This window comes from Duganella dendranthematis, assembly GCF_012849375.1.
GTDB classification, from domain to species: domain Bacteria; phylum Pseudomonadota; class Gammaproteobacteria; order Burkholderiales; family Burkholderiaceae_D; genus Rugamonas; species Rugamonas dendranthematis.
Genome location: NZ_CP051684.1, coordinates 2,884,028 through 2,898,699 on the forward strand (window position 1 = coordinate 2,884,028; position 14,672 = coordinate 2,898,699).

General features: G+C 60.5%; 12 protein-coding genes. All 12 read left to right on the forward strand.

What is annotated here, in order from left to right; all coding sequences use genetic code 11:
* Positions 1 to 2 precede the first annotated feature (2 nt).
* Positions 3 to 2,993, forward strand: coding sequence for a TonB-dependent receptor (locus HH213_RS13160; RefSeq protein ID WP_169112527.1), 2,991 nt, complete (start codon positions 3 to 5; stop codon positions 2,991 to 2,993).
* 75 nt (positions 2,994 to 3,068) lie between these two features.
* Positions 3,069 to 4,058, forward strand: a complete 990-nt coding sequence (locus HH213_RS13165) for a cupin-like domain-containing protein (protein WP_169112528.1) — start codon at positions 3,069 to 3,071, stop codon at positions 4,056 to 4,058.
* Between the two features lie 253 nt (positions 4,059 to 4,311).
* Positions 4,312 to 7,089, forward strand: coding sequence for a TonB-dependent receptor plug domain-containing protein (locus tag HH213_RS13170; RefSeq protein WP_110846381.1), 2,778 nt, complete (start codon positions 4,312 to 4,314; stop codon positions 7,087 to 7,089).
* A 297-nt stretch (positions 7,090 to 7,386) separates the two neighbouring features.
* Entirely contained in the window at positions 7,387 to 10,077 is a 2,691-nt protein-coding gene (locus HH213_RS13175) for a TonB-dependent receptor (RefSeq protein WP_169112529.1), read from the forward strand.
* A gap of 341 nt (positions 10,078 to 10,418) precedes the next feature.
* Positions 10,419 to 11,075, forward strand: coding sequence for a 50S ribosomal protein L3 (rplC, locus tag HH213_RS13180; protein WP_110846388.1), 657 nt, complete (start codon positions 10,419 to 10,421; stop codon positions 11,073 to 11,075).
* A gap of 3 nt (positions 11,076 to 11,078) precedes the next feature.
* Positions 11,079 to 11,699: a 50S ribosomal protein L4 gene (gene rplD / locus HH213_RS13185; RefSeq protein WP_090192447.1), complete on the forward strand. Its 621-nt coding sequence runs from the start codon at positions 11,079 to 11,081 to the stop codon at positions 11,697 to 11,699.
* Complete coding sequence (gene rplW, locus HH213_RS13190) at positions 11,696 to 12,010, forward strand: 50S ribosomal protein L23 (RefSeq protein WP_110846389.1); 315 nt, start codon at positions 11,696 to 11,698, stop codon at positions 12,008 to 12,010. Before rplD ends, rplW begins: the two co-directional genes overlap by 4 nt.
* Positions 12,010 to 12,840: a 50S ribosomal protein L2 gene (gene rplB / locus HH213_RS13195; protein ID WP_110846390.1), complete on the forward strand. Its 831-nt coding sequence runs from the start codon at positions 12,010 to 12,012 to the stop codon at positions 12,838 to 12,840. Before rplW ends, rplB begins: the two co-directional genes overlap by 1 nt.
* 9 nt (positions 12,841 to 12,849) lie before the next feature.
* Positions 12,850 to 13,125 carry a 30S ribosomal protein S19 gene (gene rpsS, locus HH213_RS13200; protein WP_050409767.1) on the forward strand — a complete coding sequence of 92 codons (276 nt, stop codon included), beginning with the start codon at positions 12,850 to 12,852 and terminating at the stop codon, positions 13,123 to 13,125.
* A complete protein-coding gene (gene rplV, locus HH213_RS13205; RefSeq protein ID WP_174864456.1) occupies positions 13,122 to 13,454 on the forward strand; it encodes a 50S ribosomal protein L22 in 333 nt (110 codons plus the stop codon). The genes rpsS and rplV overlap by 4 nt, the downstream gene beginning before the upstream one ends.
* Before the next feature lie 9 nt (positions 13,455 to 13,463).
* On the forward strand, positions 13,464 to 14,243 hold the full coding sequence (gene rpsC, locus HH213_RS13210) for a 30S ribosomal protein S3 (protein WP_110846391.1): 780 nt from the start codon (positions 13,464 to 13,466) through the stop codon (positions 14,241 to 14,243).
* A 2-nt stretch (positions 14,244 to 14,245) separates the two neighbouring features.
* Positions 14,246 to 14,665, forward strand: a complete 420-nt coding sequence (rplP, locus tag HH213_RS13215; protein ID WP_090192443.1) for a 50S ribosomal protein L16 — start codon at positions 14,246 to 14,248, stop codon at positions 14,663 to 14,665.
* The last annotated feature ends 7 nt before the right edge of the window (positions 14,666 to 14,672 follow it).

Sequence of the window (14,672 nt, forward strand, 5' to 3'; positions counted from 1 at the left end):
AAATGCAACGAACTTTGAAAACGTTTTCAAGGCTGCCGGTCCAACGCCGCCTGATTAGTCTGGCAGTCGCTGGCGCCTGCGCCACCTTGTCGATCGCCCAGGCGCAGGAAGCCGCCAGCCCCACCGACAGCACCACCAACGCACCGACAGTGGTGGTGACCGGCATCCGCGCCAGTCTGCAATCGACGCTGAACATGAAGCGCAATTCCGATGGTATCGTCGACGGCATCGTCGCCGATGACATCGGTAAATTCCCCGACACCAATCTGGCCGAATCGCTGCAACGGATTTCCGGCGTGTCGATCGACCGCAGCAACGGTGAAGGCCAGAAGGTCACCGTGCGCGGCCTGGGTCCGGACTTCAATCTGGTGCTGTTGAATGGCCGCCAGATGCCGACCACCGACCTGAGCGATTTGTCGGGCCGCTCGTTCGACTTCTCCAACCTGGCGTCGGAAGCGATTTCGCAGCTGCAGGTGTACAAGACCGGCCGCGCCGACACCCCGAGCGGCGGCATCGGCGCCACAATCAATGTGATGACCGCGCGTCCGCTGGACAATCCGGGCATGCGCGCCAGCATTGGCGCCAAGGCCGTCAAGGACACCTCCAACGACCACCTGCCTGGCATGCTGAAGGGCGACAGCGTCACCCCTGAAGTGTCCGGCATCTACAGCAACACCAGCGCCGACGGCCGCTTCGGCGTGGCGGTCAGCGCCAGCTACCAGAAGCGCGATTCCGGCTTCAACCGCGCCGGCCTGGCCAACGGCTACCAGGGGCCGTACCTGGGTTCCGACACCACCGCCGGCGTGACGCTGCCGCAACCGGGCCAGCCTGGTTCGCAGAACATCACCAACCGTCCCGGCCAGACCGACCTGTACTCGATTCCGCAGAACTTCGGCTACGGCGTCAACGCTATCGAGCGCGAGCGCACCAACGGCCAGCTGGTGCTGCAATTCCGCCCGGTCAAAGAGCTGACCACCACGCTCGACCTGACCTATTCGGAACAAAAGATCCACACCCGCCGTAACGAACTGAGCGTGTGGTTCGGCCAGACGCCGACCTCGACCAGCACGTGGCCGAGCGGCCATGTGGTTTCGCCGCTGACCTATCAAGAGGTGTACCAGACGCCGCAGGATATCTCGGTGGTCGGCGGCGACTATGCCACCAAGACCAAGAACCAGTCGATCGGTTTCAACGCGCTGTGGAAGGCGTCGTCGGAACTGCGGGTCGAGTTCGATGCGCACCACTCCACCGCCGAGTCCGGCGCAGACAGCCCGTTCGGCAGCGAGAACAACCTGTCCAACGCCAGCTTCAGCCGCGGCACCACCAAGATCGACTTCACCCACGAGCTGCCGGTGCTGAGCATGCCGGCGGCCGATCTGGCCAACCAGCCGATCCAGGCGGCCGGCTCGTGGTTCCACAACAGCTGGCAGAAAGCCACCATCAACCAGGCGCAGGCCAAAGGCAACCTGAAACTGATGGAGTCGTCGGACCTGAGCTTCGGCGCCAGCTACACCGATTCGACCAACCGCTCGACCTTCTCCAACGTGCAGAACAACACCTGGGGCGGCGCCACCAAGGCGTCGGATTATCCGGCCGGCATCTTCCAGGCCAATCCGCTGGGCTCGTTCTTCAACCAGCTGGGCGGCCACGACGCGCCGGAACTGTTCGGTTCCTTGTATACCTTCGACTTCGCCAAGCTGCGCGCGCTGACCGCTCAGGTCACCGGCAATGCCGCCGGCTACCTGCCGAACTTCGCCAGCGCCGACACCGACCGCGAGCTGAAAGAGAAAACCACCTCCGGCTACCTGTCCTTCAATACCGACTGGGATAGCAAGATTCCCTTCCACTCGTCGATCGGCGTGCGGCTGGAGCGCACCAAGGTCACCTCGGTGGCCCAGGTCTTGCCCGGCACGGCGGTGGTGTGGGTGTCGCAGAATGAATTGCCGATCACCTTTGCCGGCAACTCGTACAGCACCCAGGACGCCAAGTACACCAACGTGCTGCCAAGCCTGAATCTCGACTTCGACCTGCGTTCCGACATGAAGCTGCGCGCCAGCGCCGGCGCCACCATCGGCCGGCCGCGCTACGACCAGCTGCAAGGCGGCCTGACGCTGGGCACCATCGGCAACGTCTTCACCGGCGGTACCGCCTCGGTCGGCAATCCGGCGCTGAAACCGGTCAAGTCGAAGAATCTGGATCTGTCGTGGGAATGGTATTACGACCAGCAGAGCGTGCTGTCTCTGGCCGGCTTCCACAAGCAGATGGATAACTATGCGGGCCAGACCGTGGTGTCGCAGAACCTGTACAATCTGCACACGCCGGTGGGCGGCGCCTATTACAACGCGGCGCTGGCGTCGGGTTGCAGCACGGCGGACACCAACTGCATCCGCAACTACATCCTCGGCAACTACAACGGCCAGCCGGGTGTGCAGATGACCGGCGTCAAATCGGACGGCAACCTGAACGGCAACATCACGGGCCTGCCGACCGATCCGCTGATGAACTTCCTGACCACCACCTATGCCAACCAGAAATCGGCCACCGTCAAGGGTGCCGAGCTGAACGTGCAGCATATGTTCGGCCACAGCGGGTTCGGGGTGCAGGCCAACTATACGTATGTGACCTCGCCAACCAAGTACGACAACGCCAACACCAACGACCAGTTCGCGATTCTCGGCCTCAGCAATTCGGCCAACGTGGTCGGCATCTACGAGGACAGCAAGTGGTCGGTGCGGGTGGCCTACAACTGGCGCGACAAGTTCCTGGCAGCGACGGTGGATGGCGGCGGCCGCGCGGCGCCGGTGTACACCGACAAATATGGCCAGACCGACGTCAGCATTGGCTACAATTACAACCAGAACCTGAGCTTCCAGGCCGAGGTGATCAACCTGACCAACGCCACCCAGCGTCAGTTCGGCCGCACCGAAGCCTCGACCCTGAACGTGACGCAAGCCGGACCGCGTTACATGCTGGGCGCGCGCTACAAGTTCTGATCGGTAGCGTCTGACCGTGCCACAGGCCGCCGTTGTCCAGGCGGCCTTTTTTCATGAGAGTCCAACCCGTCCAGCATGAAACCGATTGCCGAAATAGATTGCCAGCACAGTCGCCAGCTGCGCGCCGACCCCAGCCAGCCGCTGCCGGACGAAATCCTGCATTCGCCGGTGCCGCTGGTGCTGCGCGGCCTGGTGGCCGACTGGCCGCTGGTGCAGGCCGCACGCCGTTCGCCGCTGGCGGCCGACGCTTACCTGCGCCGTTTCTACCGCGACGCCACTGTACTGGCCACCCATGCGCCGCCGGAGACGGGGGGGCGGATCTTCTATAACGACGACCTGAGCGGCTTCAACTTCAACTCGCAGATGGTGCGCTTCGACCAGGTACTGGACGCGTTGCGCGCCCACCTCGACCATCCGGCGCCGCCCACCCTGTATGTCGGTTCGACCAGCATTGACACCTGTCTGCCGGGCCTGCGCGCTGAAAACGATGTCAACTTCGGCGCCCGCGATCCCCTGGCCAGCATCTGGATCGGCAACCGCACCCGCATTCCGGCCCACTACGACGTGCCGGACAACCTGGCCTGCGTCGCGGCCGGCCGCCGCCGCTTCACGCTGTTTCCGCCCGAGCAGCTGGCCAACCTGTACGTCGGCCCGCTGGACTTCACGCCGGCGGGGCAGTCGGTCAGCCTGGTCGACCTGCACCAGCCCGATCTGGCGCGCTACCCGCGCTTTGCCGCCGCGCTGGCGCAGGCCCAGTCGGCCGAGCTGGAGGCGGGCGACGCTTTGTTCCTGCCCAGCATGTGGTGGCACCACGTGGAAGGGCTGACGCCGTTTAATATTCTGGTCAATTACTGGTGGCGGCAGTCGCCGGACTGGATGGATACGCCGTTCAACACCTTGTTGCTGGGATTGATGAGCTTGCGCGATTTGCCGCCGGCCCAGCGTGCTGCCTGGCAACAGCAATTCGATCACTACGTATTTGCTAGCGATGACCGCGAAGCGCCGCTAGACGCCGACGGCGCCCGGGCGCTGCGCGCGCAGTTACTACGGCTGCTGAGTCGCTAATCCCGTTTTTAATTCGGGGCTATTGCTTTATGGATACGGTATATCCGGCTGTTGGTGATACCAGAAAACAACAAAAACACGCCAATTCGTTAACAAATGCACCACTTTTGCACATTTTTGCTTTGTGACACCGGCAATATTGTGCGAAATTGTTACACACAACGTGAAGGTGACATCTGTCATAGAACAGCTGCGCCAAGAAGCGAATTAAAAGTATTTTTCATCACTTCAGGGAGTAGTCTTGAAACACACCATGAAAAAAAGCGCCATTGCGATGGCGTTGGGCGTAGCATTTTCGCAATATTCGATCGCGCAAGAAGCACCAGCCGCTGACGACACCAAACTGCAACGCGTCACCATCACCGGTTCCAGCATCAAGCGTACTGAAGCCGAAGCGGCAGGCTCGGTGCAGATCCTGACCCGCGAAGACATCGCGCGTACCGGCCAGACCACTGCCCTGGGCATTCTGAATTCGTCGTCCGCAGTCAGCACCGACATCAGCTCGGCATCGAGCAGCTCGGGCAGCTTCGCGACCGGTTCGTCGGGCGTTGGCCTGCGCGGCCTGGGCAAAGTGGCGACCCTGATCCTGGTCAACGGCCAGCGCATCGCCGAATACGGCCTGGCCGACGGCGCCCAGCAAAACTTCACCAACCTGGACGCGATTCCAGCTGGCGCCATCGACCACATCGAGATCCTGAAAGACGGCGCATCGGCCATCTACGGTTCCGACGCCATCGCCGGCGTGATCAACATCATCCTGCTGAAAGACTTCGAAGGCGCGAAACTGACCGCCAACTACAAAGAATCGGAAAAATTCAAGGACCAGCGTAACCGCAGCATTTCCGGCATCATCGGCTGGGGCGACATCGACACCAACGGTTTCAATACCTACCTGACGTACGAAGGCTACAAGAGCGACGGCTACAGCACCGGCGACCTGCAGAGCAACTACCCGGACTGGCACCGCCTGACCCCGGGCCGCTCGACCTGGGATGCGCCGAGCGTCTACTCGCCAACCGGTAACCTGTACCTGAACGCCAACAACTACGTGGCGGCGCCAGGCTGCCCGGCGAATGCGATCGATCCAAAAGACAAGCTGTGCAAATACGACATCTTGCCCGTCACCGGCCTGACCACCAACGCCAAGCGTTACGCGCTGGCCAGCAACACCCACTTCCGTATTGGCAAGTCGATTGACGCCAACCTGGAAATCACCAACGCCGCCGCCAGCAACGATTACATCGTCGCGCCGTTCGCCGTGCAGCCGACCACCTCGTCGAGCACCTGGTACAACGCGATCGATGGCAAGATGGTGGGCCCGTTCTTCTATCCGAAACTGCCAGTCGGCCATCCGAACAATCCGTACAGCACGCCGGTTGAATTCCGCGCCCGCTTTGCCGACACCGGCAATGGCTTCAACTTCAACCGCACCGAATCGGAACAGTCGCGCGTCATGCTGAGCCTGGCCGGCGATGTCGCTGGCTGGGACTGGAAATCGGCAGTGGGCTACATGAACTCGGAAGCGACCAAGGCCACCCGCGCCGCCAGCGCCACCGGCTACACCAACGCCATCGTCAACGGCACCTACAAGTTCGGCGGCCAGAACAGCTACACGCTGCTGGACTCGATGTTCCCGATCCGTACCACCATCGGCAAATCGCGCACCTCGTTCGCCAACGCCACCGTATCGGGCGAAGTAGCGCAACTGCCGGCCGGTCCGCTGAACGTCGCGTTCGGTACCGACATCCGTCGCGAACACTATGAAATGTCGAGCTCGGACAACGTGCTGCGCGGTGACCTGATCGGTATCGCCGGTCTGCAAGTCAACGACAACATGGACCACTATGCACTGTTCACCGAAGCCACCATTCCGGTGATTAAGCGTGTTGAACTGAGCGCGGCCGTGCGTGCCGACAAGTCGACCAACAGCGACGTGCACTACTCGCCGAAACTGGGCCTGCGCATCAACGCCACCGACAGCCTGCTGCTGCGCGCCACCGTCTCGGGCGGCTTCCGCGCACCGAACATCGTTGAAACCGGTAACGGCCTGGGCCGTAGCTCGTTCGCCACCAGCATCAGCGATCCACGCCGTTGCTCGACCGCCAGCGCGCTGAACAAGCTGATCCAGACTGCCCCGGGCGCCACCGCAGCCGACAAGGCGCAGGGCAATACGCTGCAAAACGCCGACTGCCTGGCCGGTATCCCGACCTTCGTGTCCGCCAACAAAGACCTGAAACCAGAAACCTCGCGTTCGATCACCGCCGGTGCGGTGTGGGAACCGATCAAGAACTGGAACTTGGCGCTGGATTACTTCCACATCGAACGCAAGGACGAAATCGGCACCCGCGCGACCTCGGACATCCTGCGCGGCGAAGCCAGCCTGCCAGCTGGTCAGCTGGTCCGTGTGGACAACAGCGCGTCGGACAACCTGTTCTACTCGCTGGTTAACAAGTACGTACCAGGTAACACGCTGAACTTCGGCGGCGTTGGCGCCATTGGCCTGCTGTACAACCCATACGTCAACAGCGGCAAGACCCGTGCTTCGGGCTTCGACTTCGACGCATCGGGTCGTTTCAACACCGCCCTGGGCCAGGTTCGCCTGAAGCTGGAAGGTACCTACCTGTGGAAATATCAGCAGTTCAGCCAGACCGACAACGCGTATGACACCAACATGGCCGGTACCTACGACCTGGGTGGCCGTCTGAACACCAAGCTGCGCGGCAGCCTGAAGACCGGCGCGTTCGACCATGGCATGACGCTGAACTACACCAGCGGCTATAGCAACAACAGCCTGTCGTCGCCGACCTACTGCGCCACCAACAACGTTGCAGCGGCTTACGTCGACACCTGCGGCCACGTTGGCAGCAACACCACGGTCGACTACAACCTGACCTACTCGGCGATCAAGAACACCACGCTGGCCCTGTACATCGACAACCTGCTGTCGAAAGATGCACCGGTCCAATGGCGTGATGGCTACCAGCCACAGTTCCGCCGCATTGGCCTGACCGCCAGCTACAAGTTCTTCTAATGTAGTTGTGCTTGCCCGGCATTGCCGGGTGATGCCTTCGAATGCCGCTCAGTGCAAACTGCGCGGCATTTTTTTTATGCGCGACAAAAGAAACCATGTAGCCGATTTCCCTCTGTGAAAGCTGGTTTTTGTGTTGTAAAAGGTCCCATTTGTATATGCCAGATACAATCGCAACAATGTTTGTTTTGTAAAGTTTGAATGCCCCATGCCAGACTGAAATGACCCCGCAGCTGAGAACCAGTCGCAGGGCTTTGTCATGCGGCCGACCACGGCCGTGCAAATCGGGAGCCATTCAACATGCATAAAGAAAAGCAGTCCGTTCGTTCCGTTCGCCTGGCATTGAGCCTGCTGGCGGGCGCAACATTATTCACCTCCAACACCCATGCGCAAACGGCCGGCGACGCGCCAGCCGATCCGCCGAAGGTGATCATCACCGGTTCCAACATCGCCCGCATCGCCGGCGAAGGGGCGACCCCGGTCGAGGTCATCAACCGCGCGCAGATCGACAAGAGCGGCGCCTCGACGGTGGTTGAGCTGCTGGCCAAGCTGCCTTCGGTCAGCGTCGCACTCGACGGCAACAGCTACAACTCGTTTGCCGGCGGCGCCAGTTCGGTGTCGCTGCGCGGCTTGGACGCCAAGTACACGCTGATCCTGTTGAACGGCCGCCGCCTGGCCAACTACGGCTTCGCCAACGGCGCCGAAAACAGCTTCGTCGACCTCAACAACATTCCGCTGGCAGCGCTGGAGTCGGTCGAGATTCTGCGCGACGGCGCCTCGGCGATTTACGGCTCCGATGCGGTGGCCGGCGTGATCAACTTCAAGACCCGCAGCAACTATCAGGGCATGGAAGCCAGCGCCAACCTGGGCGCCAACGTCAAGGGCGACGGTAGCAGCGGCGACGCCAGCCTGACCAAGGGCTGGGGCGACATCGACAAGGACGGCTACAACGTCCTGATGACGATCGACCTGATGCGCCGTAATTCCTTGCGCAGCAATAAGCACGACGCCTTCGCGGTGCCGGACTACCGCAAGTACGGCGGCACCGACGGCCGCACCACCAGCCAGTTCCAGGGCTATGTGCGCGACTACGATAACGGCGAGCCGGGCTACGCCATCCCCGGCTGTCAGGGCACGGTCGGGATTGCCGAAGGCACCGGCGACCAGGTCTGCTTCACCACCCCGACCACCCAGCTGACGCCGTCGCTGTCGCGCGCCGGCATCTCGACCATCGTCACCAAACGCCTCAACGGCGGCGACGAACTGTTCCTGGAACTGGGCCTGAACCACAACAAGTCGACCTACCAGCAGGGCTATCCGATCTTTGACAGCGCCACGCTGGTGCCGACCGACGGCACCACCAATCCGGGCGTGCTGGGCTTGCCTGGACCGACGGACGACACCTACGGCTTCACCCCTGGCGACCGCCTGCAGGTGTTCCATTCGATCACCGAAGCGGGCCATCAGGTCGAGACCATCACCAACAACACCGTGCGCGTGGTGACCGGCTGGCGGGGCAAGGTCCAGGGCTGGGACAGCGAGTTTGCGCTCAACCTCAATCACAGCAAGCTGAAGGACAACACCACCAACGCGCTGCTGAAGGACGTGTCCGACCAGCTGCTCACGCAGGGCGTCGCCGGCACCGGTGGCTATGACCCGTTCAACCCGGCCAACCCGCTGAGCGTGGTGTCGCCGATGATGTACACCATGCACCACAACGCCACCTCCGAACTGGGCGTGGCCGAGTGGAAGATGAGCACGGCCGAGCTGTTCAGCTGGCAGGGTCGCCCGGTCGGCTTCGCCTGGGGTGCGCAGGGCAGCCACGAGTCGATCGACGACGTCGCCGATCCGCAAACCGAACTGGGCAACGTGGTCAACTACGGCGCCACCAGCAGCAAGGCCTCGCGCAATCTGTACTCGGTCTACGGCGAACTGGCGGTGCCGGTGCTGGCCAACCTGGATGCCCAGGTGGCGCTGCGCGGCGACCACTACAGCGACTTCGGCACCACCTGGAATCCGAAGCTGGCGCTGGCCTGGCGTCCGAGCGACAAGGTGCTGCTGCGCGGTTCGGCCACCACCTCGTTCAAGGCGCCGACCTTGCCGGAGATCGGCTCGATCACCACCGCCTACACCACGGTGGCCGACTGGGCCCGTTGCGGCCCGCTCGGCTATGTCGGCGCGCAATGTTCGTACAGCCCGAAAGACTACCTGAAAGGCAATCCGAACCTGAAGGCGGAAAAAGCCAGCAATTACTCGGCCGGCATCGTGCTGCAACCGGTCAAGGACCTGGTGGCGTCGCTGGACTGGTATGGCATCCACCAGCGCGACACCATCCAGGCGCTGGACGCGCAGTACATTGTCGATAACGAGGACATCATCCCCGGCTTCGCCGCGCTGATCGGCCGCGACCCGCGCAATGCCGCGCTGGAAGCGGCCCATCCGGGCCTGAACAAGGGCCGCATCAACAGCGTGACCACGCCGTTCAGCAACGTTGGCAAGACCATCATCTCCGGCTTCGACCTGGATGTGCGGTACGACCTGGCGCTGGGCAACTACGGCAAGCTGCATTTCCGCGAAGTCAACAACCACACGCTGAAATACGACCAGAGCATTGCGCCGGGCGAGGAAGCGACCAGCCGTCTGGGCGGCGTCTACCATCCGCGCTGGAACAACTCGTTCCGCACGTCGTATGAGTATGGCGTCAGCGAGTTCGCCATGACCGCGCGCACCGCGGCCGGCACGCTGAACATCGGCGACCCGACCTATGAGCAGGACCCGGCCGTGACCAATGCGCGCATCGGTTCGTACACGGTATGGGACCTGAACTACACGCTGAAGGCGAATGCCAAGCTGACGCTGAACATGGGCGTCAACAACGTGTTCGACAAAGGCCTGGTGTACGCCAACAGCGCCTACGTCAACACCTATGTGCAGGGCTTGTCGGACGCCGTCGGCCGTTATGCCTACGTGAACGCCCGTTACGCGTTCTGATCTGTCTGCACCGTGAAGCCGCCGCCGCGCCTGCCGTTGCGGCGGCTTTTTTTTGCGCGTATGCGCCGGCCGGCGGTACGCAAGCGCAAGCCAATGGACGGCCATTTCTACCCTTCAAATCGGCCGCCAGCCCGCACCAAGGCTGGCTTTCGACGTGTCCGGCCGACTTGCCGCCGAAATGCTGCGGAAAAACTGACATACCTCGTACTAAGTTGTTGCGTCAAGCCCCAAATCACGCTACACTAGCCGGCTTCGGTATGGATTCGACTTTTTATTGGTCCGTACTAATTTTAGTAGTTCAACATATCCCCGCCCAATCGTAGGTGGGAATTGGAGAAAAAATGAGCCTTGGCCTCCTCGGTCGCAAGGTTGGTATGATGCGTATCTTCACCGATGACGGGGACTCGATCCCAGTCACCGTGGTTGACGTATCGAACAACCGTGTTGCGCAAATCAAAACCCCTGAAACTGATGGTTATACCGCGGTTCAGGTCGCATATGGTCAACGTCGCGCTTCCCGCGTGACCAAAGCTGTTGCGGGTCACCACGCTAAAGCGGGTGTTGAAGCTGGTACTCTGTTGAAAGAGTTCCGCGTTGACGCTGCTAAAGCCGCCGAACTGAAAGCTGGCGAAGTTGTCGCCGTTTCCCTGTTCGAAGTTGGTCAAAAAGTCGACGTTCAAGGTGTGTCGATTGGTAAAGGCTACGCCGGTACCATCAAGCGTCACAACTTTGCTTCGGGCCGTGCTACCCACGGTAACTCGCGTTCGCACAACGTTCCAGGTTCGATTGGTATGGCGCAAGATCCAGGCCGCGTGTTCCCTGGTAAACGCATGACCGGTCACATGGGTGATGTCACCACGACCGTGCAGAACCTCGAAATCGCCCGTATCGATGCCGACCGCCAGCTGCTGCTGGTCAAAGGTGCGATCCCTGGCGCCAAAAACGGCCAGGTTGTGGTTTCGCCTGCTGTCAAAGTTAAAGCAAAGAAGGGAGCTTAAACGATGGAACTCAAGCTCTTGAACGCCCAAGGTCAAGCCGCCTCTAACGTTGCTGCCGCCGATACCGTCTTCGGCCGTGACTACAACGAAGCCCTGATCCACCAGATCGTCGTTGCTTACCAAGCCAATGCGCGCAGCGGCAACCGTAAACAAAAAGACCGTGAAGAAGTCCACCACACGACCAAGAAGCCATGGCGCCAAAAAGGCACCGGCCGCGCGCGTGCTGGTATGTCGTCGTCGCCACTGTGGCGCGGCGGTGGTCGCATCTTCCCGAACTCGCCTGACGAGAACTTCACCCACAAAGTGAACAAGAAGATGTACCGCGCTGGTATCTGCTCGATCCTGTCGCAACTGGCCCGCGAAGAGCGCCTGGTTGTGGTCGAAGATTTCGCGATCGAAGCACCAAAAACCAAGCTGCTGTCGCAAAAGCTGACCGGCATGGGCTTTGATTCGGTACTGATCATCACCGATGTTGCCAACGAAAACCTGGAACTGGCTTCGCGCAATCTGCCGAACGTTCTGGTCGTTGAGCCACGTCACGCAGATCCAATGTCCCTGGTGTTCTACAAGAAGATCGTGGTCACCAAAGCTGCATTGGCCAAGATTGAGGAGATGCTGGCATGAGCGCATTGAAATTTAGCGAAGAACGCCTGCTGAAGGTACTGGTTGCTCCAGTGATTTCCGAAAAGGCCACCATGGTCGCGGAAAAGAACGAGCAGATCGTGTTCCGTGTCACCACCGACGCGACCAAGCCAGAAATCAAGGCTGCCGTTGAACTGCTGTTCAAAGTCGAAGTGGCTTCGGTGCAAACCGTCAACCGCGAAGGCAAGCAAAAGCGTTCGGGCGCCCATATCGGCCGCCGCAACCACACCAAGCGTGCTTTCGTGTGCCTGAAACCAGGCCAGGAAATCAATTTCACCGAGGAGGCTAAATAATGGCACTCGTTAAGATGAAGCCAACCTCCCCAGGCCGTCGCGGCATGGTGAAAGTTGTGAACTCCGACCTGTTCAAAGGTCGTCCGTTCGCAGCCCTGGTTGAGAAAAAATCGAAAACTGCTGGCCGTAACAACAACGGTCACATCACCACCCGTCACATCGGTGGTGGTCACAAGCAGCACTACCGCGTGATCGACTTCAAGCGTAACAGCAAGGATGGCATCCCGGCGAAAGTGGAACGTATCGAATACGATCCAAACCGCACCGCGCACATCGCGCTGCTGTGCTACGCCGATGGCGCCCGCACCTACATCATCGCCACCAAAGGCATGGCCGTCGGCGACAGCGTCATGACCGGTTCGGAAGCGCCGATCAAGTCGGGCAACTGCCTGCCGATCCGCAACATCCCAGTCGGTACCGTGATGAACTGCGTCGAAATGCTGCCAGGTAAGGGTGCCCAGATGGCCCGTACCGCCGGCGCCGGCGTCGTGCTGATGGCCCGTGAAGGTACCTACGCGCAAGTGCGTCTGCGTTCGGGCGAAGTCCGTCGCGTGCACATCGAGTGCCGTGCTACCGTGGGCGAAGTCGGCAATGCCGAACACAGCCTGCGTAAAATCGGTAAAGCTGGTGCGATGCGCTGGCGCGGTGTTCGTCCTACCGTTCGCGGTGTGGTCATGAACCCGGTCGATCACCCGCACGGTGGTGGTGAAGGTAAAACCGCAGCTGGTCGTCACCCTGTTTCGCCATGGGGCCAACAGACCAAGGGTAAGAAGACTCGCAGCAACAAGCGTACTTCTTCGATGATCGTCTCGCGCCGCGGCAAGAAATAAGGATAAATCATGACTCGTTCATTGAAAAAAGGGCCGTTCTGTGACGCCCACCTGGTGAAAAAAGTCGAAGCCGCGCAAGCGACCAAAGACAAAAAGCCAATCAAAACCTGGTCCCGTCGCTCGACCATCATGCCGGACTTCATCGGCCTGACGATCGCTGTGCACAACGGCAAGCTGCACGTGCCAGTGTATGTCTCCGAGAACATGGTTGGTCACAAGCTCGGCGAATTCGCGCTGACCCGCACGTTCAAAGGCCATGCCGCTGACAAGAAGGCGAAGAAATAATGGAAACCAAAGCTATCCTCAAAGGCGTGCGCCTGTCGGACCAAAAGGGCCGTCTGGTTGCTGACCTGATCCGTGGCAAGAAAGTTGACGCCGCGCTGAACATTCTGCAGTTCAGCCCGAAAAAAGGCGCCACCATCATCAAGAAAGTGCTGGAGTCGGCTATCGCCAACGCCGAGCACAACGATGGTGCCGACATCGACGAACTGTTCGTGAAAACGATCTACGTTGAAAAGGGTCCGATCCTGAAGCGCTTCACCGCGCGTGCAAAAGGTCGTGGCGATCGTATCTCGAAACAATCGTGTCACATTTATGTGACCGTAGGCAACTAAGGAGCCAAGATGGGTCAGAAAATTCATCCAACTGGTTTCCGCCTGGCGGTTACCCGTAACTGGGCTTCGCGTTGGTATGCTGGCAATGGCAACTTTGCCGCCATGCTGAACGAAGACTTGAAAGCACGTGCTTACCTGAAAACCAAGCTGAAGAACGCTTCGGTCGGCCGCATCGTCATCGAGCGTCCAGCCAAGAACGCGCGTTTCACCATCTACAGCTCGCGTCCAGGTGTGGTTATCGGTAAAAAAGGCGAAGACATCGAAGTACTGAAGTCGGCGCTGGCGAAGATCATGGGCGTGCCGGTGCACGTCAATATCGAAGAAATCCGCAAGCCGGAAATCGATTCGCAACTGATCGCTGATTCGATCGCGCAACAGCTGGAAAAACGCATCATGTTCCGCCGCGCCATGAAACGCGCGATGCAGAACGCCATGCGTCTGGGCGCCCTGGGCATCAAGATCATGTCCTCGGGTCGTCTGAACGGCATCGAGATCGCCCGTACCGAATGGTATCGCGAAGGCCGTGTGCCACTGCACACCCTGCGCGCTGACATCGACTACGGCACTTCGGAAGCTTCGACCACCTACGGCATTATCGGTGTCAAGGTGTGGGTATACAAAGGTGACCGCGCGCCAAACGGCGATGCACCTGTCATCGATACCCCGCCGGACGAGAAAAAGCCACGTGGCCCACGTCGTGAAGACGGCAAACCAGCTGGCCGTCCGCGTCCAGCCGGTGCTGGTGGCGCCCGCCGCGCTGCCAAGCCAGCCGAGAAAGCAGGAGAATAATCATGCTGCAACCAGCACGCAGAAAGTATCGTAAAGAGCAGAAAGGCCGTAACACCGGCATTTCGCACAGCGCCGGCACCAATGTGTCGTTCGGCGAATTCGGTCTGAAGGCAGTGGCCCGTGGTCGTATCACGGCCCGCCAAATCGAGGCAGCACGTCGCGCCATGACCCGTCACATCAAACGTGGCGGTCGTATCTGGATCCGCGTGTTCCCGGACAAACCGATCTCGAACAAGCCGGCCGAAGTCCGTATGGGTAACGGTAAAGGTAATCCAGAGTACTACGTCGCTGAAATCCGTCCGGGCAAAGTCCTGTACGAAATGGATGGCGTAGGCGAAGAACTGGCGCGCGAAGCATTCCGCCTGGCCGCTGCCAAACTGCCACTGGCGACCACGTTTGTGGTCCGTCAAGTTGGTCAATAACAGGAGT